The organism is Pseudomonas sp. BT-42-2 (assembly GCF_025847435.2).
Lineage (GTDB): Bacteria > Pseudomonadota > Gammaproteobacteria > Pseudomonadales > Pseudomonadaceae > Aquipseudomonas > Aquipseudomonas urmiensis.
This window is the reverse complement of sequence record NZ_JAOYTM010000021.1, coordinates 1-24,793: the sequence shown is the minus strand read 5'-3', so window position 1 is coordinate 24,793 and position 24,793 is coordinate 1. Positions and strand designations below refer to the sequence as shown.

Below are 24,793 nucleotides of genomic sequence, written 5' to 3'. Positions count from 1 at the left end.
AGCGCCCGCTTACATCTCTACAGGAATGCTTTGACCAACAGCGTAACGACCACGCCCAGGTTCACAGCGAGCGCTGCACACACCCAGATAAAGCGCTGCTTGGACTGGCGCTGCACTCTCAGCGCCTGTGCCTGCTGCGCTGCAACTGCGCTGGCGATCTCATCGAGCTTGGCCAAGGTGTTCTGCTGAGCATCGGCGCTTTGCGCGCGGTGGGCTTGCAGGTCTGCAGACAACGCTTTGAGCGCCGAGCCCAGGTGATGCAGTTGCGCCGCGCCAAGCTTGCTCAAGCGCTCCTCAACGCCGGTAAGCGCCTCGCCAAGCTGACGGCTGCTTTCGACAACCTGCGCGCCAGCCTTCTCGAACCGGCCGTCTTGCGCGCCCTCAGCCTGCAGAACCATGGCTTCGATGCGCTTGGACACCTGGCGAACATTGCCCAGGTCATCGGCCAAGTCTTCGAACGCGCTGTTGAGCTTCTTCAGCTCCGAACGCAGGCTAAGCACGCTGGACTCGAAGTCGCCCTTGAGCGTCAGCGACAGGCCACCGCTCGCTTGGTCGATGCTGCGCTTCATCGGCGCATTGATGTGTTTTTCCAACAGCGCTGATAGCTCCTGATCAGCGGCAGCGATTTCGGCATCCAAGTCAGATCGGTCCATCAGAACTTCTTTCCTTCCAGCATTTTGTCGAGTTCGCCCAGCAGCACATGCAGGTAGAACACGTCATAGACCTGTTCTGTGGCATTGGCCGGACGGCGGATGGCTTCCCTGACGCGGTTGAGCTCTGCCTGGAAAGCTTCGAAGATGTATTGTTCGAACTTGTACGAGTGCTCCATGCTGAACTGCATGCGGGCCTTGAACTGCTGGTGGGCGTGTTCAAGGTGCTGACACTTGTCCTGCACTTGCTGGACTTCTGCTCGGCGCTGTTCAACAGCCGTGTTCATCACGACAAGCCGGCGCTGGTAGTCAGCGTTTTTGCGTTGGAAGACACTCTCCTGATGGTCCAGGTACTTCCGGATCGCCTGGGTTGCGGCTTCACTGTAGGCGCCGACGATTTTTTCGCTGGCCCGCTGGAGCATGCTACGGTCAGCGCGAAAGTTGTCACTTGACCACCAATAGCCGTCAGTCAGGTACTCGTTCATCTTTTGATAGAAGCTGCTCAGCGCGCTGGTATCGGGTGGCGATAGCTCAGCCAGGCGAAAATTGGCCTGACGCTGGGCGTGGCGCTCGCACATCGCCCGCCACTTTGCCTGGATGCCATTTTCGAACGCCACCGCCACCGACTTCAGCGCACTGACAGACTCTTTGGTAGTGGGCAAAGACTGGGTGAAGAAGCGCCGCACATCACTGCCTCTTTCCAGTTTTCGGTAACGGCGCAGGCGACGTTTCTGATGATTGAGAACGACGGCTTCTTTCTGGAACTTGGTGCGTAGCTCCTCTACCTGGCCAAGCGTCTCCCGCGCGTGGCGAAGATCATTGTCCAGTGCGACCTTGTGCGCCTGGTAATGAGCGTGCTCGCGCTCGAGCCTGGCATCGATCAAGGTTTTCATCTTGAACGCAGAGGCCAGCCGGCCGTAGGGGCTAGCCGACTCGGTAATGCTCATCAACAGCTCACGGCGCAACTGCTGGATCAGCTCGACGGCAGCCTGATGGTAATCCGGCGTCGCGCCAAGGCTGTGCAACGAGTCGCCGAACTCCAGCGGGTACAACATCGCTTCGACCGGCTTCGGTGGCTTGTAGTCATGGGTACCCAGCTCTTGGTAGAGCTTCGCCCTGACCTGCTCCAGCGTGCGCGGCGCTTGCCCGAACCAGGTTTTGAAGCTGGCTGGCGAAAAGGTGTAGGAGAGCACCACCCGGTAGCGGTTGGGCTGCAGCATCCAATCACCCAACGCCGCCAACTTGAGCTTGTTGGGGTGCAAAAAGCCCAGATCGTCCGCTCGCCCGACCAACAGGATCAGGTCAGCGGTGGCCACATACTTCTCGGCCACGCGCGTGACCTGGGCTTGTTCAGCCTCGTTGACCGCGTTGATGCCTGGAATATCGAGAATGCGCAGGTCCAGGCTCAGTGCCTCGCCCGCGCCTTGCTCGAAGAACATCGCTGGAAGCCGCACCGAGAGCACGTCTACCGACTGTGCCCGGCCTTCTTCCAGCTCGGTGCGTATCGCAGAGAACCGCAAGCGTGCAGCGTCGTCGTCCAAAGGCTCACTGCGGTCGCCGATGTACCAACTGTCATTGCTCGAGCGGCCATACCGAATCGCGCAAGCCGTCGAAGACTTGCCCATGCGTTGCTCGCCGCGCAAGACACTGGACGCCCGCGCCAAAGCCTGCCCGGTGATGCCGAGCAGGTCGAGGATCAGCGTGGTCTTGCCGACCTGGGTCGCGCCATAGACCGCGACCGTCACATGGCTGGAGCGGTTGAAGTCGCCAGCCAGGCTCGGGTCGATCTCGTTGATGAAGCGCTGATACGCATCGTAGGCCCAGCGATAGCGGTTGGCGTACTTTTCAAGCCACATGGCGGCTTTGCGCGTCATCGATAGCTTTGACCAAGTTGACCCGCGCATGCTCCAGGCGGCTCAAGCCACGCGCCAGGGCGTCCTTGACCGTAAGGTCGGCGCCCAGGCCATAGGCCACCCGCAGGTTGCGCACCAGGCGCTCTTCGAGGCTCTCCATCAGATCGTCGTAGAGTTCGAGGCCCTTCTTGATATGGGCCTCGGCGAACTGGTTGAGGCTCTCGGCGATAAAGCCTTTGCGCGCAGCGTCGTAGCGCTGCACTTCGGTGGCACCGCGGTAGGCGACGAAACCGAGGGTAATCGCCCCAGCTGCCGCCATGGACAGCGATGCGCCCAGTGACGCCGCTGCCGTCTGGCCGCCCGTCAGCGTGCCGGCGATGGCCGGGATGGTGTCGATCGAGCCGTCGATAACCACATCGACCGCGAGGATAGCGGCCAGGGTGTTGAGCAGCGGCTTGGCTGATGCCGTGACCTTGGGCAGGTCTTGCTGGATGGACGATGCCAACTTGGCGAAGTCGAACGCTTCCAGTTCGGTACGGGCCAGCTCAGGGGTGCGGATGGCGACCGCCTGGTTGAGGCGGAAGTACTCCATGGTCATTGCCGGCAGTGCTTTGAGCACGTTCTCGACATGCGGCTCCTTGAAGCGCGCAGTACTGTCGGTTGTCGCTACGCCCTTGGACAACAGCAGGCGCAAATCATGATGCAGCTGCTGCGCGTCGACCGAAGGCACATCGAGAGCCGCGCCGTCGTACCCCAATAGCTTATCGAGGCCTTCGTGCTTGATCGCGGCGAGCTGGGTCGAGCTGATCTCCTGGATGCCGAGCTCTTTCGCGGACATGTCCGAGATCGCCAGGTAATCGCTTTCCAGCGGCGATTGCAGGGTGCTGGAGCCGTTGCACCAGCAGTCGATGATTCTCGACCTGAAGCGGGTTTCGTTTTCACCAGACTGCAGGGTGAGGAAATTGGCTGCATGCCGGAGTTTGTTGGTGAACCCCTCCTCTTCCTCGTTGTAGCGCTTTTCGGCAATGTCTTTGACTTGCCCAAGGTAGCTATTGGTGTGCTCACGCAGCCTTTTCGCATAGCGGTTGCGATAGCGCTCGGAGGCTTTGCTGAACACCTCTTGCATGCGCTCGGCCTGACGCTCGGTCAGGTGTTCGCTGATGCTTTGAGCGTCCAGCTCACTTTCCAGAGCCGCCTTGATCGTGGCCAACTCGGTATCCAGCAGCTTTTCTAGCTCACGCAGCCGCCCCGCATCGGAGCCACCTGCGGACAGCGCGTACTTGTTGATGATCTGGATGAGCTGGCCGGTCCAGGTCGAGCGGTAGGTTTCGTCACCCACGCCGGTGAAGATCACCCGGTCTTGCTCGTCGGAGCGAATCTGGAACACCTCAGCCACGGTTGCCGCCAGTTCATCCATCTGCTCTGGCGTGAGGGTTTCGGTCTTGGTCACGGCGATGGTGGGCTTGCGATCGGGGAAGTAGCGCGCGACCAGATCGTTGAGGATCAGCTTCTGGCTGTTGTCAGCGACGCGGGTACGGTCGGTGACCAAAATGCTCCCCAGCGAGTGCACCAGGGTGTGGCGCATCAAACCCTGCCATTCGACGTTGTCCGGATTGAGCATTTCGTAGCCTGGAAGCAACACGAAGCCACAGCGCTCTCCTGCGAAGTACCGGCGTGGCACGTAGAGCTTGGGGAACAGGCAGTCCAGGTTGCCGGAGTTATCGTAGCCGCTGATCAACGCTCGGAACGCGTCCTGGCTGATCTGTTCTTCCTGCTCGTTGCCTTGGCCATCGTATTTGACGACAACGGCATAGGGCGCGTCGCATTCCTTCTCGAGGATGAACACCGGTACACGCTCGCCGCGGCCTTGGTTGTCGGCCAGCCAGCCTTCATCGAGCTGGTACAGCTCGCGCACCAGACGCGTTTTACCAGCGCTTTGGCTGCCCGCTACGCAGATGTAGTAGACCGAAGACAGCTCACGGGCGATGCGCAGCTTGCGCAGGATCGAGACCAGCGCAGGCCTGGGGTTGCTCCGGGTCTTCAGTTCGGCTGAGATCTTGAGCACGCCAGCTAGCGCATTTTCCATGTCTTTGATCAGGGGGGCTTTCATCAACTACTCCTGTTGAAGCTTGCGCAGTGTCTGGCTGAGGTCATCGGCTTGGGAGGGGATTTCTTGATGACGTGATAGGCGCCATGATGGCCATTAGCCCACTGACAATTCAAGTCAGTCATTAGCCATACACCCCCTGAAAAACAAAACGCCCGATGCGCGGCATCGGGCGTTTTCAGGCCTCAGGTGCGGCGCCCTCAAGCCATCGGCTTACGCAACAAAATATCTACCGCAAAAACCCCCAGCACCGTCCCCGAGACCCATCGCTGGGTACGCATAGCCGAAGGCCGCTCTGCCAAGAAGCGACTGACCCTCGAAGCCGCCAGTACGATCAGCCCGTTCACCGTCACGGCAATGACGATCTGCACCAACCCCAGCTGCAGAAACTGCTGCAAGGTCGAGCCTTGAGAGGGGTCGATAAACTGCGGAATCAGTGCCGAGTACATCAAGGCGATCTTGGGGTTTAGCAGGTTGGTGACCAAGCCCATGGTGAACAGCCGCCGTGGCGAATGCGGGGGCAGCTCTCGTGCTTGGAACGGTGAGCCGCCATTGGGCTTGAGCATGTTCCAGGCCAGATACCCGAGGTAGATGCCCCCGGCGACTCGCACTACGTCATAAGCCAGCGGTACGGCCTTGAACAAGGCCGCCAGCCCCAGCGCCGCTGCGACCAGATAACACACGAAGCCCAGGGCCACGCCTGCAAGCGAAATCAACCCTGCCAGGCGCCCTTGGGAAATCGCCCGGGAGGTCAGGTAGACCATATTCGGCCCTGGTGACAGGACCATGCCCAGGGCGATGATCGCCACCCCAACCAGGCTCTCGATTGGCATCATAAACGTACTCCCTCATCCTTGGGTTTATCGGCCACCGTCGGCGCCTCGCGCCACTTTTCACCCCGCTAGAAGAGGTGTTGGGCGCGCTGGGCGGCTGGCCGAATCATAATTTCGTCAGTCTTCACATGCGCCGCAAATTCAGCGTTAGACACTATCACCAGTGCCCCATGCTGCCCAGTCAGCGTACGTCTCACGCTAGGGTAAATGGCCTTGTCTATTTAAGCGCCAGCCTGCTTGCACTTCAGCTAGCTGCAGACTGGCGTGCGTTCGAGCAGGGCTCGTTCACCTGCGGCAACGGCCGCCGCAACAGCACACCAACCACCACGGCAAAGACCAGGGCAACAACACCTGCCGTCAGCAACACCGCCTCAAACCCACCCACAAACGCCCCCCGAGCCACCGGCGCCACCACCGCGCGCAACCCAGGCTCAAGCAAAGCCAACGCCGCCGGCAGATCCCCCGCTGCCACTCGCGTAGCCATCTCCCCGACTTTATCCACAGCCTGCGGCGCCACCCCAGCCATCGCCTCGCGCAGCAACTGCCCACTGCGCGCCGCCAAAATCCCTCCCAGCACGCCAATCGCCAACACGATCGCGCCAAACCGCGTAGTGGTACTCAACCCCGACGCCATCCCGGTGCGTTCACGCGGCACACACGCCATGATGTTTTTCTGCGTATCGCCATTGAGCAGCCCCGCGCCAGCCCCCAGCACCACGCTTGCCAGGGCGAAGCCAAGATAGCCACCCTGCCCCGCCGCCCAGGCACACAGCAAGTTCCCTGCGCCCACCAACACCAACCCCAGCGCGAACACATCAGCCGGCGCCATTCGCGCTGCCAGGCGCATCCCCCAGCGCGGGGTCAGCAGCATCGCCACCGCGAACGGCAGCATTCCTGCGCCAGCAGCCAGCGCCGACATCTGCAGGCCGTTCTGCAGGTACAGCGGCAGCAGGGTCATCATCACCTGGGCGCAGGCGGCGTAGGCGAACATGCCGAGCAAGGCGCCGATGAAGCGGCCACTGCGCATCAGTCGCAGGTCGATCATGGGCCTGGCCTGGGCGCGCTCTACCCCTACGAACAGGGCGAACAGCACGGCGGCAATCAGCAGGCGGCCGAGCGTGGTGGTGCTGTCCCAGCCGACCTGGTTGGCGTCGATCAGCGCCCAGATCAGGCAGCCCAGGCTGGCGGCGAAGGTCAGGCTACCGAGGGGGTCGAGGCGGGCTGCGGCGCTGTCACGCGATTCCTCCACGCTGTGCATGACCATCGCGCCGAGTATCACCACCAGCGGCAGGTTGATGTAGAAGATCCAGCGCCAGCCCAGGGTGCTGGCGATCAGGCCGCCGAGCAGGGGCGCGAAGGTGATGGTCGCGCCCATGCAGGCGCCCCAGAAGGCCCAGGCGCGCATGCGTGCTTCGGGCTCATGGAAGCGGTTGCCGATGGCGGCCAAGGCGGCGGTGAGCAGCATGGCGGCGCCGACACCTTTGGCGGCCCTGGCGAGGTCGAGGAACAGCAAGTCGGGGGCGGCGCCGCAGGCCAGTGAGGCGATGCCGAATACTGCCAGGCCGAGCATCAGCATGCGCCGTCGGCCGAAGCGGTCGGCCAGGCTGCCGGCGGGTAGCAGGCAGGCAGCGAAGGCCAGCAGGTAGGCGCTGACCACCCATTCGATGTCGGCGAACGAGCCGGACAGGTCGCGGGCGATGCTCGGCAGGCTGACGGCGACGATGTTGGTGTCGAGGATGATCAGGGCGCAGACGGCCGAGGCGGTGAACAGGGTGAAGCGGGCGGAGGCTGGGGTGGGCATGCATGGCTCCTGGGAAGGGGCTGAGGGGTGCCATGGGGTCAGACGTGTGCTGATCTGTCTTGGGGCCGCTTTGCGGCCCTTCGCGGCGGTTCGGCGCCCCGACAAGCCCGCTCCCACAGGATGCGCATTGCTCTGCAGATCAGCGCTGTACCTGTGGGAGCGGGCTTGTCGGGGCGCCGAACCGCCGCGAAGGGCTGCAAAGCAGCCCCAAATCTGACGCCACTCAATCTTGCCCCGCTTTGGCCTCTCATCAGCATTCATGTGGCCGGTCGCCGTAACTCGTTGCCACGGCGCCAACCCTCTAGTGTTACCTTCACCATAACGTTGTCCGGCCTCGTGCTTATTAGCCACAGAGGCCTGCGTCATTACCCAACAGGTAACGAGCCTTCATGGAAATCCGCCACTTCCGCTACTTCCTCTGCGTCGCCCAGCATGGCCATTTCACCCGGGCCGCTGAGCAGCTGGGCATTGCCCCGCCCACCCTCAGCCGGCAAATCCAGGACATGGAGCGCGAGCTGGGCGTGCGGTTGTTCGAGCGCAATCAGCGCGAGGTGAACCTCACGGCGGCAGGCCAGGCGCTATTGCTTGAGGCCGAGCAGGCGGTGCGCCAGTTCGATGCGGCGCAGTTGGGCGCGCAACGGGCCGGGCGTGGTGAGAGTGGCTTGATCGAGTTGGGCTACGTGGCCTCTGCCGCCTACTCGGGGATACTCCAGGCGCAGGTGACGCGCTTCAGCGCAGCCCACCCCAACGTGCGCATGAACATCCGCGAAACGCCAATGGTCGATCTGCCGGCCCAGGTGCGCGATGGCCAACTGGACATCGCCTACGTGCGCTCGCCCATGGAGTTGCCGGATGAGCTGGACGCCATCGCCCTGCATCAGGAAGGTTTCGTCCTGGCGCTGCCGGCCAGTTCGCGGATCAATGAGTTGAAGAGCATCCCCGCCTCGCGCCTGGCCGAGGAGACGTTCATTCTCCCCGAGCAGATTTCCGGCACCCTCGAAGTGGCCAGCCTGGGTGGTTTCGAGCCGCGCCTGGGGCCGCAGCCGGGAAGCCTGGTGGCGGTGATTACCTTGGTGTCGCTGGGCCAGGGGGTGGCGATCGTGCCAGAGTCGGTGGTGGCGCGGATTCGTCTGCCGCAGGTCACTTACCGGCCGGTGGAACACTGCCAGGCCAGCTCGTGGCTGAGTCTGATCCACCGGCGCTTCGAGAAGGCGCCAGCGGTGATGCGCTATATCGACAGCGCACGCCAAGTGTGAAACGGCAGGTGCAAAAAAAGGGCACCTGTCGCCAGATGCCCTCCTAGGTCTCAACGCCGCTCTAGCCGACCGAGCGCATGCCCACTGCTCGCTGGTGGCCGCGGGTCGTCACGATCCCGAGGAACGAGATGAAGATCGCTAGGCTCAAGGTGGCGGTCACTTCCGCCCGGTGCTCTTCGGTATACATCATCACGCTCAAGGCCCCAGCGATGAAAATGATCACCGCCCAGGTCAGCCAGGGGAACAGCCACATGCGGAACTTGAGCTCGGCGTTCTCCCGCTCCAGGCGCCGGCGCATGCGCAGCTGGGAGATGGCGATGACCATGTACACCAGCAAGGCGATGGCGCCGGAGCTGGCCAGCAGGAACTCGAACACGCCCTTGGGAGCGAAGTAGTTGAGGATGGCGATGGCCGCGCCGATCAACGTGCTTCCGAACACAGCAGCGCGAGGCACGCCAACCTTGGAGGTGTTTTTCAGCATCGCCGGGGCATCACCACGCTTGGCCAGCGAGTACATCATCCGCGAGGCGATGTAGATCGATGAGTTCATGCAACTGGCCACTGCCACCAGCACCACGAAGTCGACCATGAAAGCGGCGTTGGGGATGTTCATGATCTCCAGCGCGCGTTGGTAGGAGCCCACCACCGCCAGTTGTGGATCGTTCCACGGCACCACCGAGATGATCACGAAGATCGACAGGATGTAGAAGGTGCTGATCCGCCAGATCACCGAGCGGGTGGCCTTGGCGATGTTGCGCGAAGGGTCGCTGGATTCGGAGGCGGCGATGGTCACCGCTTCAGTACCGATGAAGCTGAACATCACGGTGATGAACGCGCCGATTACCGCCGACCAGCCCTTGGGCGCGAAGCCGCCGTATTCGTCCACCAGGGTGCTCAGGCCACTGACTTCGCGGTTGGGCAACCAGCCCATCAGGGCAGCGAAACCGAGGCTGATGAAGCCGAGGATCGCCGCCACTTTGAGAATCGCGAACCAGAATTCGAACTCGCCGTACTTGGCCACGCTGAACAGGTTGGTCCCGGCCAGCAAGACGATCGACAGCAAGGCAAAGATCCAGCTGTCGACCTGGGGGAACCAGGCGTTGAGCACATGCCCGGCGGCCAGCGCTTCGATGGGAATCACCAACACCCAGAACCACCAGTACAGCCAGCCGATGGTATAGCCGGCCCAGCGGCCAATGGCCTGGTCAGCGTAGGTGGAGAACGAACCGGTGTCGGGATGGGCCACGGCCATTTCGCCGAGCATGCGCATGACCAGGACGACCAAGGACCCGGCCACGAAGTAAGAGATTATGGTGGCTGGGCCGGCTGCTGCGATGGCATGTCCGGAGCCGACGAAAAGCCCTGCACCGATAATGCCCGCGATGGACAACATCGTTACATGGCGTGGTTTGAACCCTTGCGCGAGGTTACTACCATCAGATCCCACGGTGTTCATTGATCTTGTTCTCTTTTTGCTGACACAAGGAAAAGGGGGCAGGCGTAGGCGAAAATAATCTCCTTTGCAAACAATGGGTAGGCACGTAACTCGCGCTCTGTTGTTGACCTTCTACACGCTTTATCGAGCAACGCGCCAGCTGAATTCCGGGTCCATTTAAGCCGCCTGGGGCGGGTGGAAATTATTCGAGAACGCCTCAGAGGTGCGCGATCACGACAGGGGCTGCTCAATCGCGCCAGATGTCGCCAATGGCGTGTCTGTTTGCGGCATGGGGCTGTTTGGAGGTTCTGTTTTTCAACTGGGTGTGCTGGGAGTTTGTGCTGGCCTCTTCGCGGGCAAGCCCGCTCCCACAGGTCCCGCGCAGATTTCAGCCCAGCGTTGAGCCAGTTTTGACTCAACACACCCACTGCAAACCCTACAAACCCTGTGGGAGCGGGCTTGCCCGCGAAGAAGCCAACACCGATCTGACTGCCGTACCCATAAAAAAGCCCCGGTCTCCCGGGGCCCCGTTGCTCAGGCGTCTGCCTACGCCTGTCCGGTACGCTCGAAGCGCCGGGCCAGCAACAGGTAAGCGAGGATCCCCAGCACGCCGTGCGCAGCGACGAACCAGAGAGCGTTATCGAAAGAACCCGTGCTGGCCACCACGTAGCCAATCACCAGCGGGGTGATGATCCCGGCGATGTTGCCGATGCCGTTGAACACGCCACCACACAAGCCGACCATCTTGCTCGGCGCCACGTCCGACAGCACCGCCCAACCCACCGCTGCCAGGCCTTTGCCAAAGAACGCCAGGGTCATCAGCATGATCACCGCAGCATTGCCATCGACATAGTTGGCCAGCACCAGGCTGGTCGACAGCGCCATGCCGATCACGAACGGGGTCTTGCGCGCTCGGGAAGGGTGTACACCACGGCGGATCAGCCAGTCGGAAATGAACCCACCCAAAATGCCACCGGTAAACCCGCAGATCGCAGGCAACGCGGCAACCCAGCCGGCTTCCATGATGGTCATGCCGCGGCCTTTGATCAGGTAGATTGGGAACCAGGTAATGAAAAAGTAAGTGAGCGCAGTGATGCAGTACTGGCCCAGGTACACCGCCCACAGGTTGCGACTGGTGAACAGCTGCAGTACCTCGGCGCGGGTCAGTTTGCTCTTGGCGGTCTTGCGCTCGCGCTCCAGGTCGACCAGCGCGCCGCCCTCGCGCATGTACTGCAGCTCTTCGCGGCTCAACCCTGGCGCGCTGTGCGGTTCATGGTAGAGGCGGAACCAGACCACACTCAGCAGCAGCCCCAATACCCCCATCCAGATGAACACCTGCTCCCAGCTAAGGGCGTGAGTCATCCAGGCCATCAGCGGCGCGAACACCACCACGGCCATGTACTGCGCCGAGTTGAACAAGGCCGAAGCGGTGCCGCGCTCACGGGTCGGGAACCAGCAGCTGACGATCCGCGAGTTGGCCGGAAACGCCGGCGACTCGACCAGGCCGAGCATGAAGCGCATGGAGAACAACGCCACCGCCGCCGAGGCACCGGCCAGGCCCATCCAGCCCACCGTGCCTTGCATGAGGGTGAACAGCGACCAGAGGATCAGGCTGATGCCGTACACCCGCCGTGCGCCGAAGCGGTCGAGCAGCCAACCGCCGGGCACTTGGCCGAGGGCGTAGGCCCAGGCGAAGGCTGAAAAGATCATGCCGAGCATGACCGGGTCCAGGCCGAGGTCCTTGAGCACCTCGGTACCGGTGATCGACAGGGTGGCGCGGTCGGCGTAGTTGATCACGGTGATGACAAAGATCAGCGCCAGGACCAGGAAGCGATGACGGCCTACGCTGGCCTGCACCAGCGGGGCGGCGGCGGATTTGCTGTTCATGATGACCTCTTGCTTCTCGGCGGAAGCGATTGTTCTTGTCGGGAGGTGAACGGCCCGGAGGCTGTGGGGTGTCTGCGGGGGGCTCAGGTGCGGGTGACTCGCTGCGGCGGTAGCTCGCCACGGAAACACGCGGCCAGGTTGTCGAGCACTATCTGGCCCATCTGCTGCCGGGTCTGCAGCGTGGCGCTGGCGCGATGCGGCTGCAGGCTGACCTGGGCCAGATCACGCAAGGCTGGCGGCACGTTCGGTTCGTCGACGAACACATCCAGACCGGCGCCAGCAATGCGCTGCTCGCACAGGGCCTCGACCAGCGCCTGCTCGTCCACCAACTTGCCGCGGGCGACGTTGATCAAGTAACCCTGCGGCCCCAGCGCTTCGAGCACTTCACGGGTGACGATGGCCTTGCCGTCGTCGGCCGAGGCGGCCAGCACCAGAACGTCCACCGAGCGCGCCAGCTCGCGCAGATCGCTGACGTAGCGGTAGCCGGATTCGGGCTTCTCTTGCCGGTCGCAGTAAGCGATGCGCATGTCGAAGGCCGCCGCACGCCGAGCAATCGCCTGCCCTACCCGGCCCAAGCCGACGATGCCCAGGTCGATCCCGCTGACCTTGCGCGCCAGCGCCAGGTTGACCGTGCCCCACAAGCCATCGCGGACCAATCGCTCGCCCTCGCCGAGGCGACGCAGGGTGGCGATGATCAAGCCGATCGCCATGTCGGCCACGTCATCGGTCAGCACGCCTGGGGTGGTGGTGACATGAATGTTGCGCTCGGCGGCGCGGGCCAGGTCCACCGCATCGGTGCCGATGCCACTGATGGCGATGATCTCAAGCGCGGGCAACTGATCCATCAGTGCGTTGGGTAGGCCCTTGGCGCCGCCGGTGACCACACCACGAATCCGCCCACCGACTTCATCGAGCAGGCGCTGGGGATGCGCATGCTGATACAGCCGATGCACGCGGTACTCGCGCATCAGCACGTCGTCGATAGCGTCGGGGACGGGTTGGGTCAGCAGCAGGTCGATGGTTGCGCGATTGTCGTGAGGCATCGTTGGTGTCCGGCAGTGGAGGTGAATGACTCCGATGCTAGGACCGCGATCGATACAGGTCTAATATAGATAGTGGATCGAATAATACGGAAATTGAATGATGGAACTGCACCAACTGCGCTGCTTCGTAGCGGTTGCCGAAGAGCTGCATTTCGGCCGCGCGGCCGTTCGTCTGCACATGACCCAGCCACCGCTGAGTCGGCAGATTCAGCTACTCGAGCATTCGTTGGGCGTGTTGCTGCTGGAGCGCACCAATCGTCAGGCGCGGCTGACTCCGGCGGGGCAGAACTTTCTGGAGGATGCCCGGCGCATTCTGCAAATCGCCGAATCGGCCAGTCAGTCGGCCCGGCGTATTGCCCACGGCGAAGCCGGGCGGCTGACCTTGGGCTTTACCGCAGTCGGCGCGTACAGCTTGATTCCGCAGCTGTTGGTGCATGCTGCTGAAGTGTTGCCCGGCATCGACCTGGAGTTGAGCGAACGGGTCTCGCTCGGCCAGGTGCATGCGCTAGAGACGGGCATGATCGATGTCGGTTTCGTGCGCCAGGTGATGCCCAGCGCCCGTGTCGAATACGTGCTGATTCACCGTGAGCCGTTCGTCGCAGCGCTGCCCGCTGGTCATCCACTGGCAGCCAAGGCCGAACTCGGCCCGCACGACTTCGATCAGCAGCCGTTCATCATGTACAGCGAGAGCGAGGGGCGCTATTTCCATGACCGCATCGCCAACCTGTTCGCTCGCCATCAGGTGCAGCCGCAGTACATTCACCAGTTGGGGCAGACGCACTCGATCATTGGCCTGGTCAATGTCGGGCTGGGCATCGCGGTGGTGCCCGCGTCGGCGCAGGCACTGCATATGGAGCAGGTCGTGTTCAGGCCGCTGGTGCAGACTGGGCAGGAGGCGGAGATGTTCTTGGCGTATTGCAGCGATAACCCCAATCCGGTGTTGGCGGAGTTTGTCGAGGTGGCCCGGCGTTTTTTTGCTTGAGCGCTATTGTGTAGTGGCTTTACTGGCCTGTTCGCGGGCAAGCCCGCTCCCACAGGTGGTGGCGTGAGACCCGCGTTCTGTGGTGAGTCAAACATGGCCTCTTCGCGGGTGAAGAGGCCATGTTCAATAGCTTCAGCGCACCAGGCAAGGCCGCTTGTTATCGAAGCTCCAGCCCGGAATCAAGAACTGCATTGCCACGCTGTCGTCACGCGCGCCCAGGCCCATGTTGCGATAGCACTCATGGGCCTTGGCCAGCTGGTCTTCATCCAGCTCCACCCCCAGCCCCGGCCGCTGCGGCACGCGCACATGGCCGTCGACGATGCGCAGAGGATCGCGGGTCAGGCGTTGGCCGTCCTGCCAGATCCAATGGGTGTCGATCGCGGTAATCTCCCCCGGCGCTGCCGCCGCGACCTGGGTGAACATGGCCAGGGAAATATCGAAGTGATTGTTCGAATGCGAGCCCCAGGTCAGGCCCCAGTCGTGGCACATCTGCGCGACCCGCACCGAGCCTTGCAAGGTCCAGAAGTGCGGGTCGGCCAGGGGGATGTCCACCGACTGCAACTGGATCGCATGGCCCATCTGCCGCCAATCGGTGGCGATCATGTTAGTGGCGGTGGGCAAGCCGGTGGCGCGGCGGAACTCGGCCATCACCTCACGGCCCGAGTAGCCGTTTTCCGCGCCACAGGGGTCCTCGGCGTAGGCCAGCACATGGTGTTGGTCACGGCACAGGGCGATCGCCTCCTTGAGTGACCAGGCGCCGTTCGGATCGAGGGTGATGCGCGCTTCAGGGAAGCGCTCGGCCAAGGCGGTGACCGCTTCGATTTCTTCTTCACCGCGCAGCACGCCACCCTTGAGCTTGAAGTCGCTGAAGCCATAGCGCGCCTTGGCGGCCTCGGCCAAGCGCACCACCGCTTCCGGGGTCAGCGCCTTTTCGTGGCGCAGGCGCAACCAGTCATCGTCGGCCTCGGCTTCGTTGCGGTAGGCCAGGTCGGTCTGCTGGCGGTCGCCGATGTAAAACAGGTAGCCAAGCATCTTCACCGCTTCACGCTGCTGGCCTTCGCCGAGCAGCGCCGCCATCGGCACGCCCAGGTGCTGGCCGAGCAGATCGAGCAGCGCCGATTCGATGGCCGTGACGGCATGAACGGTAATGCGCAGGTCGAAGGTTTGCAGGCCGCGGCCGGCGGCATCACGCCCGGCAAAGGTCTGGCGCATGGCGTTGAGCACACGCTGGTAATGCCCGAGCGGCTGGCCAACCACCAGGCTGCGGGCGTCTTCGAGGGTCTGGCGAATGGTCTCGCCACCGGGCACTTCGCCCAGGCCGGTGTTGCCGGCGCTGTCGCGCAGTACAACGATGTTGCGGGTGAAGAATGGCCCATGCGCGCCGCTGAGGTTGAGCAGCATGCTGTCGTGCCCGGCCACCGGGATCACGCGCAGCTCGGTCACCACCGGCGTGCCGGTCTGCACCTGGCTGGCGCTGAAGGAGTCTTGGGTGCTGTGCATATTCATCTGGGTTGTCCTGCAGGTTCAGTGAGTCTGGCTCAACGCCGACTGCGGCTTGAGGTCATGGGAGGCGCTGTCTTTGGGGCGGGTGCGGACGAAGAACACCACGATCGCCGCCAGCACCGAGGTCACGGCCAGGCCATACAGCCCGCCCTGGATGGAACCGGTGTGCTGTTCGAGCAAGCCGAAGGTGGTGGGCGCGACAAAGCCGCCGAGGTTGCCCACCGAGTTGATCAAGGCGATCACCGCCGCGGCGATGCGGGCGTCGAGGTAGCCCTGGGGGATTGGCCAGAACAACGCCGAGGCCGACTTGAAACCGATGGCGGCGAAACACACCGCGACAAAGGCGAACACCGGCCCACCGGTGGTGGACATGAACATGCCGATGGCGGCGATGACCAATGCGCCAGCGACCCAGGCCTGCTGGAACTTCCAGCGCGCAGAACCGGCGGCGAAGGCATACATGGCGATGATCGAGATCAGCCACGGGATCGAGTTGAAGAAGCCGACCTGCAGATCAGACAGATCGCCCATGCGCTTGATGATGCTCGGCAGCCAGAAGGTCGCGGCATAGATCGTCAACTGGATGCAGAAGTAGATGCCGCAGAACAGCAGGATCTGGCGGTCCTTGAGCAGGCTCCAGGAGGAGGTCTTGACGACCCCGACCGCTTCGCGCTCACGCTGCTCGCGGTCGATGACCTCAACCAGCGCATCCTGCTCGGCACGGCTCAGCCATTTGGCATCGTGCGGCTTGGAGTCGAGCCAGAACCAGACGAAGAAGCACAGGCACACCGAGGCCATGCCTTCGATGAACAGCATCCACTGCCAGCCGTGCATGCCCAGGCCTTGGATCTGCATCAGTGCCCCGGCCAGGGGGCCGGAAATCAGCGAGGCGACCGCCGAGCCACTGAGGAAGATGGCGATTGCCTTGCCGCGTTCGGCGGCCGGCAGCCAGCGCGTGAAGTAGTAGATCACCCCCGGGAAAAACCCTGCCTCAGCCACGCCGAGCAAAAAACGCAGCACATAGAACTGGGTCTCGCTCTGGACAAAAGCCATGGCCGTGGCCACCAGCCCCCAGGTGAACATGATACGGGTCAGCCACAAACGTGCGCCGACACGTTGCAGGAGCATGTTCGAGGGGACTTCGAACAGCGCGTAGCCGATGAAGAACAGGCCGGCACCGAAACCATAGGCGGCGGCGCTGATGCCCAGGTCGCTCTCCAGATGCGGGCGGACGAAGCCGATGTTGACGCGATCCAGGTAGTTAACGATGAACATGATGACGAACAGCGGCAGGACATGGCGTTTGACCTTGGCCACTGCGCTTGCCAACACATCGTCGCGCCGGGCGGACGGATCGAGGGTGTCGTTCACTGTGGAATCTCCCACTAATTGTTTTTGTGCGGGTCGATGGATGTCGCGGCGGGAGGCAGTCCGCCTGGTTGTCTGACATGCCAGTGGCAAGAGAATATGCCCTGCGCAGTTGTACGACAAGAACGCAATCTGTCGTCAAAAGACAAAATACAAGCTGCTAAAACTGCAAAAATCGGTGAAATAGCAAGATATACAAAAAACCAGAGGGCGAGACTTCAGGGATCAGCCTTCAAAAAAAATCTGAGAAACTTACTTGTCATACAAGTGAGGGTGCTAATCTGGCCCTACTCACGCCGCACTTGTACGATCACCTTCGCGAGCAGCGCCATGACCTCAGCCGACAACCTCGAAACCTTGCGTAAACGCGGTCACAGCCGCGCCCATGACCTGGTCTCCAGCCTGACCCAGCAGATTCTCCTGGGCACCTTCAAACCTGGCGACAAACTGCCCTCGGAAAACAGCCTGGTGCGCGAGCATGCCGTCAGCCGCACTGTGGTGCGCGAGGCATTGTCGAAATTGCAGGCATCGGGGTTGGTCGAGCCGCGCCACGGTATTGGTACATTCGTGATTGAACGTCAGGCCCAGTCGGGCCTGCGCGTGGGCGCCGAGAATGCGGCCAGCGTGCGCGACCTGCTTGAACTGCGCATCGGTCTGGAGGGCCAGGCTGCGGCGCTTGCGGCGTTGCGCCGAAGCGAGCAGCAGTTGCAGCGCATGCGCCAGGCGCTGGACGATCATCAGGACCTGGCGGCAGCCGGTGATAGCTGCATCGAACCTGATCGGCGCTTTCACCTGCTGATCGCCGAGGCCACTGGCAATGTGTATTTCACCCAGATGATGGCGCAGCTGGGCAATGGCCTGATTCCGCGTAATCAGCTGGGCGCGGATGAACGCTCAGGATCCAAGCTGGCCCGGCATGCCTACCTGGCCAACCTCGAACATGAAGCGATCCTCAACGCCATCCGCCGCCAGGACCCGGATGCGGCGCGGGCGGCGATCTGTTTGCACCTGTCCAATAGCCGGGATCGCTTGTTGCCGGAGTGACGGCTGTTTTTGTGCTGTATGCACCGACCTCTCAAACAATCCCCCACTGACACCCCACAATCTTCATGTCCAGGTAATACCTGTGGGAGCGGGCTTGCCCGCGAAGGGCCGCAACGCGGCCCCAAAAACCATGGACTCAGAAGGTCAGGCAGATCTTGCCGAAATGCTTGTTGCTCTCCTGGTACTGGAACGCCTCGACGATCTGCTCCAGCTCGAAATGCTTGTCTACCACCGGCCGTAAGCCATTGGCATCGATCGCCCGCACCATGGCCTGCTGCTGGGCGCGGCTGCCCACCAGCACGCCTTGCAGACGAATCTGCCGGACCAGCGCCTGCACCAGCGGCAACTGCCCGGCCACACCGGTCAGAATCCCGATCAACGAAACATGCCCACCAATGCGCGCAGCGATCATCGACTGCTCGAGGGTCGCCGGCCCCCCCACCTCGATGACGTGGTCAACCCCACGGTTATCGGTCAGCTCGCGGACTTTCTCGCCCCAGGCCGGGGTGCTGCGGTAGTTGATCAAGTGATCGGCGCCCAACGACTTCAGCCGTTCGAGCTTGGCATCACTGGACGAGGTCGCGATCACGGTAGCACCCGCCAGTTTGGCGAACTGCAGGGCGAAGATGGACACCCCGCCCGTACCTTGCACCAGCACGCTGTCGCCAGGTTTCAGGCGATCATCGGCCATCAGCGCGCGCCAGGCGGTGAGGCCTGCGGTGGTCAGGGTCGCGGCCTCGGCGTGGCTGTATCCTTTGGGCGCCAGGGTGAATGAAGTGGCGCGGGCGGTTACCTGCTCGCGAGCATAGCCGTCGATGCCATCACCCGGCACGCTGGCAAAGCCTTCGACCTGGGCCTGACCGTCCAGCCAATCGGGGAAGAAGGTGCTGACCACGGCATCGCCGACTTTGAATTCGCTGACCCCAGCGCCAACCGCGATTACCTCGCCAGCACCATCGGCCATGGGAATACGCCGCTCACTCGGCCCCCACATGCCGCTGACCACGGCGAAATCGTGGTAGTTGAGCGAGCTGGCGTGCAGGCGCACGGTGATCTCACCCGCCTGTGGCGCGGCAGCCTCGCAGGTGCCGACCTGGACCTTGTCGTAACCGCCGCCGGATTGAACGTAGATGGCCTTGCTGGACATGGCTGGATTCCTTAGTGGTGGGCTAGAAGTGCAATGCAGCTTAGATGGATGTGCATGGAGTCATGGGTATTGTATTGCTTGTCCCGGCCTCTTCGCGGGCAAGCCCGCTCCCACAGGGATTGCGGGCGCTTCGGTTACTTGGTTGTGTCAGTACGGGCCTTTAGGGCAGCAGGCATGCTTGCGAGGGGCCATCGCTGACACAACAGAGACCGCTGTTCCAACTCCTAGCCTGCTCCCACAGGAATTGCAGGTGCTTCAGTTACTTGGCTGCGTCAGTACGGGCCTTTAGGGCAGCGGGTATGCTTGCGTTGGGCCATCGCTGACACAACAGAGACCGCTGTTCCAACTCCTAGCCCGCTCCCACAGGGATTGCGGGTGCTTCAGTTACTTGGCTGCGTCAGTACGGGCCTTTAGGGCAGCGGGCATGCTTGCGAGGGGCCATCGCTGACACAACAGAGACCGCTGTTCCAACTCCTAGCCCGCTCCCACAGTGATTGCGGGCGCTTCGGTTACTTGGTTGTGTCAGTACGGACCTTTAGGGCAGCGGGCATGCTTGCGTTGGGCCATCGCTGACACAACAGAGACCGCTGTTCCAACTCCTAGCCCGCTCCCACAGGGATTGCGGGTGCTTCAGTTACTTGGCTGCGTCAGTACGGGCCTTTAGGGCGGCGGGCATGCTTGCGAGGGGCCATCGCTGACACAACAGAGACCGCTGTTCCAACTCCTAGCCCTGTGGGAGCGGGCTTGCCCGCGAAGAGGACGGTACTGGCAACCACAATATCAGCCAAGCAGCGCCCGCAATGCCCGGCAATCCGCCGCATGCCAGTCCGCCAGCTCTGGCCAGGGGTTATCCGGAATGTTCACCAACACTGTACGCGCCCCGGCAGCCCGGCCGCAGTCGAGATCAAACCGGTAATCGCCGACCATCACCAGCTCGCTCGGCGCCACCTCCCAGGCCTGGGCAATCTTCAACAAACCATCAGGGCTGGGCTTGGGCTGCGCTTCGTCACGCCCCAGGATGTGCTCGACGGCAAAACAATCGGCCAGGCCAATCGCCTCCAGCGTGACATGTGCCAGCTCCCGCGCGTTACGGGTGAGAATCCCCAGCCGGCAACCGCGCCCGGCCAGCTCACGCACCAGCTCGACCGCACCAGTGGCGGCGGTCGAGGCCATCGCCAGATCGCGCTCGTGCTCCAGCAACCAGGCATGCTTGGCTGCCGCTTCTGCGGCCGGCAACGCCGCCAGGTGGGTGAGGATATCGTCCTCAGGCGGGATGCCCAGCGCCTGGCGAATCGCGGCAAAATCATGCACCGCGACGGTGAGGGTGCCATCCATGTCGAACACCCAATTGCGCACGTCACTCAGGCTCATGCCCAGTCCTTGCGATGACGGATCAAGCCTTCCTGGGTCGACGAGGCCACCAGTTGGCCGGCGCGGTTGTAGATGCTGCCGCGGCAGAAGCCACGGGCATTACCGGCCCAGGGGCTGTCGGTGGCGTACAGCAGCCAGTCGTCGGCACGCAGGTTGCGGTGGAACCACAGCGAATGATCGAGGCTGGCGATCTGCATGTCCTTCTGCCACACCGACTTGCCATGCGGCAGCAACGAGGTGGTCAGCAGGCCGAAGTCCGAAGCATAGGCCAACAGGTACTTGTGCAGCGCCGGGATGTCCGGCAGGTTGCCGTCGGCGCGGAACCAGGCGTATTTGACCGGATCGCCCGGCTTGGGGTTGAACGGATCGCGTTCAGTCACCGGGCGAATCTCGATCGGCTTGGCGCACAGCACTTTATCGCGGATGCGCTCAGGCAGGTGTTCGGCCATGGCGCTGGCCAGCTCGACTTCGCTGGGCAGGTTCTCCGGGCCAACTACATCAGGCATCTGCGCCTGGTGCTCGAAGCTTTCCTCGTCGTACTGGAACGAGGCGCTGCAGGTGAAAATGGTATGGCCTTTCTGGATCGCGGTGACCCGGCGGGTGCTGAAGCTGCCGCCGTCACGTACCCGGTCGACCGAGTAGACCACCGGCAGGCTGGCATCGCCTGGGCGCAGGAAGTAGCCATGCAGCGAATGCACATGACGGGCGTCTTCGACCGTCTGGCTAGCCGCCGACAGCGATTGGCCGAGCACCTGGCCGCCGTACAACTGGCGAAAGCCCAAGTCCTGGCTGCGTCCGCGGAACAGGTTCTCCTCGATCGCTTCGAGGCTCAGCAGGTCGACCAGGTCGTCCAACACATGGCTCATGGGGGGTTCTCCTAGCAAGGCATCACGGCGCTACAGCATTTTTGAGACGAAGAATGATACAGGGTTTGTCATCAGTACCGCGCATGCCCAGCCATTCAGCCGCGCAGGGTTTGTTGCCAGTGCGCGCGGTTGATCCGGTACAGCACGTGGGGGCGCAAGGGGTGGCCAGGCGGCAGGCGGGGGTGTTCGAAACTGCCATCCGGGTCGTGCAGCATGCCGATGGCCTGCATGACTTTCTGCGACGGCAGGTTGTTCTGGGTAGTGAACGACACCACCTCATCCAGGCGCAGTTGGGCGAAAGCACAACGCAGGCAGGTCCACGCCGCCTCGCTGGCAAAGCCCAGCCCCCAGTGGCGCCGCGCCAGGCGCCAGCCGATCTCTACGGCAGGGCCGAACGGGGCGTCGAAATTGACGTGTAGCAAGCCGGTCATGCCGATGAATGCGCCGCTGTCCTTGCGCTCCAGCGCCCACAGACCAAAGCCGTATTCATTGAAATGACCGCGAATCCGGCCGATCAGCGCGGCCGCCTCCAGGCGCGTCAGCGGCGCCGGAAAGTAACGCATCACCTGCGGATCGGCGCACATCGCTGCGAACTCGCGCAGGTCTTCATCGTGCCATTGGCGCAATGTCAGGCGGGCGCTTTCCAGGTGAAGAATTGGCGTCATCGAGTGAGCTCCGGGTGTTTGTCCTGCACGATTTAGATTAGGCGAAATTGGGTCCGCTTTGCGGCCCTTCGCGGGCAAGCCCGCTCCCACAGGGTCTGCAGCGCTGCAAAAAACTGTGGGAGCGGGCTTGTCGGAGCGCCGAACCGCCGCGAAGCGGACCCGGCGATGGCGCACGCCCAACCCAACTGGCACTATCAGCACTGAACCTTACCGCGAACCGACCATGCCGTTGCCGCTGATCTACCACGATGACTACAGCCCGGAGTTTCCCGCCGAGCATCGCTTTCCGATGGACAAGTTCCGCTTGCTGCGCGACCACCTGGTCGACACTGGCCTGACCACGGACCAGGCCTTGTTGCGCCCGGAGCTCTGCCCCAACGACATCCTCGCCCTGGCCCACGACCGCGACTACATCGAGCGTTACCTGAGCGGCGACTTGTCTCGCGAAGACCAGCGCCGCCTCGGCTTGCCCTGGAGCGAAGCCTTGGCCAGGCGTACCGTGCGCGCCGTGGGCGGCTCGCTACTGACCGCTGAAATGGCCCTGCGCGACGGCATCGCCTGCCACCTCGCTGGCGGTACTCATCACGCCCACTACGACCACCCCGCCGGCTTCTGCATCTTCAACGACCTGGCAGTGATCAGCCGCTACCTGCTCGAAGCCGGGCGGGTGCATCGGGTGCTGATTTTCGACTGTGACGTGCACCAGGGCGATGGCACCGCGCGGATCCTGCATGACACCCCCGAGGCCATCACTGTGTCGTTGCACTGCGAGCAGAACTTTCCGGCGCGCAAGGCGCACAGCGATTGGGACATCCCCCTGCCGCGAGGCATGGGCGATGCGGCGTACCTCAAGGTGGTGGATGATGCACTGAACTACCTGCTGGCGCTGTACCAGCCTGACCTGGTGCTGTACGACGCCGGTGTCGATGTGCACAAGGACGACGCCCTCGGTTACCTGCAATTGACCGATGAAGGCCTGGCCGCTCGCGATGAAAGCGTGCTGCGCCACTGCCTGGGCCGCGACATTCCGGTAGTCGGCGTCATCGGCGGCGGCTACAGCAAGGACCGCATGGCCTTGGCCAAACGCCACGGCATCCTTCATCACAGCGCGGCCAAGGTCATCAGTTGTTCACAATGACTGTGGAACCGCTTGTGGATAACCTGAGTGAAAGCGGCTACAGCCCGCTAACTGCCTGAGCTACAAAGGACTGGTCATTTTTTGCACAGTGCTTCGACGGGGCGCGCTGGGGTAGAATGCCGGCTCTTTTCCACAGCCTGCCGCCCTCCATGCCTGAACTACGCTCCGCTTCCCCTCCCCTTGTCGCCGTGATCGGTGGCGGCCCTGCCGGGCTGATGGCCGCCGAGGCACTGGCTGCGGCCGGTGTGGCGGTGCAGGTGTTCGATGCCATGCCTTCGGTGGGGCGCAAGTTCCTGCTGGCCGGGGTCGGCGGCATGAACATCACTCACTCCGAGCCGTACCCGGCCTTCGTCTCGCGCTACGCCGAGCGCAGCGGCAAGATCGATGGGCTGCTGCGCGACTTCGATGGCCAGGCGCTACGCGAATGGATCCACGGGCTGGGCATCGAAACCTTCGTTGGCACGTCCGGGCGGGTATTCCCTTGCGACATGAAAGCCGCGCCGCTACTGCGCGCTTGGCTCAAGCGTCTGCGCGACAGTGGGGTAGTTATCCACACGCGCCACCGCTGGCTGGGCTGGAACGATGATGGATCTCTGCGGATCGCTTATCCACAGGGTGAATTGAGCGTGCGCGCCGATGCGCTGGTACTGGCGCTGGGTGGTGGCAGTTGGGCGCGTCTGGGTTCCGATGGCGCCTGGGTGCCATTGCTGACCGAACGAGCTGTGGATATCTCACCGCTGCAGGCGAGCAACTGCGGTTTTGAAGTTGCGGGCTGGAGCGAACTGCTGGTCAACAAGTTCGCCGGCGCACCGTTGAAGAACATTGCCCTGAGCGTTCCCGGCAGCGCTGCGCGCAAGGGTGAGTTCATCCTCACTGCGCAAGGCGTGGAAGGCAGCTTGGTGTATGCCTGGTCGGCGCAGGTTCGTGAAGCGATCAATCGCGCGGGCAAAGCTACGCTGCTGCTGGATCTGCTACCTGACCGGCCTGTGGAAAAAATCGCCCAGGCCCTGGCCAAGCCACGAGGCTCACGCTCGATGGCCAAGCATTTGCACAGCCAACTGGGGATCGACGGGGTCAAGGCGGCGTTGCTCCGTGAGCTGACCGATCAGGCGAGCTTCGCCGATCCACAGGCATTGGCCGCGGCGATCAAGGCGTTGCCGATCGAACTGGTGCGCGCGCGGCCGCTGGATGAGGCGATCAGCAGTGCCGGTGGGGTGCGCTTTGAAGGGATGGACGAGGGCTTAATGCTGCGCCAGCTGCCAGGAGTGTTCTGTGCAGGCGAGATGCTCGACTGGGAGGCGCCGACCGGCGGTTATCTGCTGACTGCATGTTTCGCCAGCGGCCTGCGCGCAGGGCGGGCGGCAGCGGATTGGCTTAAGCAAGCCTAGAAGCAAGGCACTGCCCCGAGGGTGCCAGGAACGGCCTCTTCGCGGGCAAGCCCGCTCCCACAGGGATTGCTGGTGTATCAACTGTTTTGTTGTGTCAGCACCGGCTTCGGGTGGAACAACTTCTCGGTTGTGTCAGCACCTGCCGTTGCTGGCTGGCACTGACACAACCAAACCCGCCGGCAAGCCCGCCCCCACAGAGATTGCTGGTGTATCAACTGTTTTGTGGTGTCAGTACCTGCCCTTGCTGGCTGGCACTGACACAACCAAACCCGCCGGCAAGCCCGCCCCCACAGAGATTGCTGGTGTATCAACTGTTTTGTGGTGTCAGTACCTGCCCTTGCTGGCTGGCACTGACACAACCAAACCCGCCGGCAAGCCCGCCCCCACAGAGATTGCTGGTGTATCAACTGTTTTGTGGTGTCAGTACCTGCCCTTGCTGGCTGGCACTGACACAAC

Annotated in this window: 19 protein-coding genes and 1 pseudogene; 6 read left to right on the top strand and 14 right to left on the bottom strand. The window is 62.8% G+C overall.

The genetic code is table 11. The features are described 5' to 3' along the window. Positions 1–17: 17 nt before the first annotated feature. The 5 genes from OIU19_RS22645 to OIU19_RS22625 all read right to left on the bottom strand — a co-directional run bounded on the left by OIU19_RS22645 (position 18) and on the right by OIU19_RS22625 (position 7,244). Positions 18–653 (bottom strand): hypothetical protein, encoded by a 636-nt coding sequence (locus OIU19_RS22645; protein ID WP_264236887.1) that lies wholly within the window; start codon positions 651–653, stop codon positions 18–20. Beyond that, positions 653–2,524 (bottom strand): dynamin family protein, encoded by a 1,872-nt coding sequence (locus OIU19_RS22640; protein WP_264236886.1) that lies wholly within the window; start codon positions 2,522–2,524, stop codon positions 653–655. Before OIU19_RS22640 ends, OIU19_RS22645 begins: the two co-directional genes overlap by 1 nt. Continuing rightward, entirely contained in the window at positions 2,496–4,613 is a 2,118-nt protein-coding gene (locus OIU19_RS22635) for a hypothetical protein (protein ID WP_264236885.1), read from the bottom strand. The genes OIU19_RS22640 and OIU19_RS22635 overlap by 29 nt, the downstream gene beginning before the upstream one ends. 197 nt (positions 4,614–4,810) lie before the next feature. Beyond that, entirely contained in the window at positions 4,811–5,446 is a 636-nt protein-coding gene (locus OIU19_RS22630; protein ID WP_264236884.1) for a LysE family translocator, read from the bottom strand. A gap of 241 nt (positions 5,447–5,687) precedes the next feature. Further along, entirely contained in the window at positions 5,688–7,244 is a 1,557-nt protein-coding gene (locus OIU19_RS22625) for an MFS transporter (protein ID WP_264236883.1), read from the bottom strand. Positions 7,245–7,633: 389 nt separating this feature from the next. Here OIU19_RS22625 and OIU19_RS22620 point away from each other — a divergent pair, with 389 nt between their 5' ends. Further along, the gene (locus OIU19_RS22620; protein WP_264236882.1) at positions 7,634–8,500 is read left to right on the top strand and encodes a LysR family transcriptional regulator; all 867 of its coding nucleotides are present in this window, start codon (positions 7,634–7,636) and stop codon (positions 8,498–8,500) included. 61 nt (positions 8,501–8,561) lie between these two features. Here the strand turns inward: OIU19_RS22620 and gabP are convergent, their stop codons facing one another. From gabP to OIU19_RS22605, 3 genes are all read right to left on the bottom strand, one after another. Next, the gene (gabP, locus tag OIU19_RS22615) at positions 8,562–9,956 is read right to left on the bottom strand and encodes a GABA permease (protein WP_264236881.1); all 1,395 of its coding nucleotides are present in this window, start codon (positions 9,954–9,956) and stop codon (positions 8,562–8,564) included. Positions 9,957–10,481: 525 nt separating this feature from the next. Further along, complete coding sequence (locus OIU19_RS22610) at positions 10,482–11,822, bottom strand: MFS transporter (protein WP_264236880.1); 1,341 nt, start codon at positions 11,820–11,822, stop codon at positions 10,482–10,484. A gap of 83 nt (positions 11,823–11,905) precedes the next feature. Then, the gene (locus tag OIU19_RS22605; protein WP_264236879.1) at positions 11,906–12,865 is read right to left on the bottom strand and encodes a 2-hydroxyacid dehydrogenase; all 960 of its coding nucleotides are present in this window, start codon (positions 12,863–12,865) and stop codon (positions 11,906–11,908) included. A 97-nt stretch (positions 12,866–12,962) separates the two neighbouring features. On the opposite strand from OIU19_RS22605, the gene OIU19_RS22600 reads away from it, so the two are divergent. Then, positions 12,963–13,847 (top strand): LysR family transcriptional regulator, encoded by an 885-nt coding sequence (locus OIU19_RS22600; RefSeq protein ID WP_264236878.1) that lies wholly within the window; start codon positions 12,963–12,965, stop codon positions 13,845–13,847. Between the two features lie 132 nt (positions 13,848–13,979). Here the strand turns inward: OIU19_RS22600 and gudD are convergent, their stop codons facing one another. Both gudD and OIU19_RS22590 read right to left on the bottom strand, forming a co-directional pair. Further along, positions 13,980–15,347 carry a glucarate dehydratase gene (gudD, locus tag OIU19_RS22595; protein WP_264236899.1) on the bottom strand — a complete coding sequence of 456 codons (1,368 nt, stop codon included), beginning with the start codon at positions 15,345–15,347 and terminating at the stop codon, positions 13,980–13,982. Positions 15,348–15,371: 24 nt separating this feature from the next. Next, positions 15,372–16,721, bottom strand: a complete 1,350-nt coding sequence (locus OIU19_RS22590) for an MFS transporter (RefSeq protein ID WP_264236877.1) — start codon at positions 16,719–16,721, stop codon at positions 15,372–15,374. A 327-nt stretch (positions 16,722–17,048) separates the two neighbouring features. Here OIU19_RS22590 and OIU19_RS22585 point away from each other — a divergent pair, with 327 nt between their 5' ends. Continuing rightward, positions 17,049–17,762, top strand: coding sequence for a FadR/GntR family transcriptional regulator (locus OIU19_RS22585; RefSeq protein WP_264236876.1), 714 nt, complete (start codon positions 17,049–17,051; stop codon positions 17,760–17,762). A gap of 136 nt (positions 17,763–17,898) precedes the next feature. Here OIU19_RS22585 and OIU19_RS22580 read toward each other — a convergent pair whose 3' ends face one another. The 4 genes from OIU19_RS22580 to OIU19_RS22565 form a co-directional block, all read right to left on the bottom strand. Then, positions 17,899–18,909, bottom strand: coding sequence for an NAD(P)-dependent alcohol dehydrogenase (locus OIU19_RS22580; RefSeq protein WP_264236875.1), 1,011 nt, complete (start codon positions 18,907–18,909; stop codon positions 17,899–17,901). A gap of 780 nt (positions 18,910–19,689) precedes the next feature. After that, positions 19,690–20,280, bottom strand: a complete 591-nt coding sequence (locus tag OIU19_RS22575) for an HAD family hydrolase (RefSeq protein ID WP_264236874.1) — start codon at positions 20,278–20,280, stop codon at positions 19,690–19,692. Continuing rightward, positions 20,277–21,146 carry an acyl-CoA thioesterase II gene (gene tesB / locus OIU19_RS22570; protein WP_264236873.1) on the bottom strand — a complete coding sequence of 290 codons (870 nt, stop codon included), beginning with the start codon at positions 21,144–21,146 and terminating at the stop codon, positions 20,277–20,279. Before tesB ends, OIU19_RS22575 begins: the two co-directional genes overlap by 4 nt. 95 nt (positions 21,147–21,241) lie before the next feature. Next, positions 21,242–21,811: a GNAT family N-acetyltransferase gene (locus tag OIU19_RS22565; RefSeq protein ID WP_264236872.1), complete on the bottom strand. Its 570-nt coding sequence runs from the start codon at positions 21,809–21,811 to the stop codon at positions 21,242–21,244. A gap of 223 nt (positions 21,812–22,034) precedes the next feature. Between OIU19_RS22565 and OIU19_RS22560 the strand changes: the two genes are divergently transcribed. The 3 genes and pseudogenes from OIU19_RS22560 to OIU19_RS22550 all read left to right on the top strand — a co-directional run. Then, positions 22,035–22,949 carry a histone deacetylase gene (locus tag OIU19_RS22560; RefSeq protein ID WP_264236871.1) on the top strand — a complete coding sequence of 305 codons (915 nt, stop codon included), beginning with the start codon at positions 22,035–22,037 and terminating at the stop codon, positions 22,947–22,949. A 149-nt stretch (positions 22,950–23,098) separates the two neighbouring features. Continuing rightward, entirely contained in the window at positions 23,099–24,337 is a 1,239-nt protein-coding gene (locus tag OIU19_RS22555) for a TIGR03862 family flavoprotein (protein ID WP_264236870.1), read from the top strand. Positions 24,338–24,464: 127 nt separating this feature from the next. Continuing rightward, positions 24,465–24,793 (top strand): annotated as a pseudogene (locus OIU19_RS22550) (hypothetical protein); the annotation flags it as partial.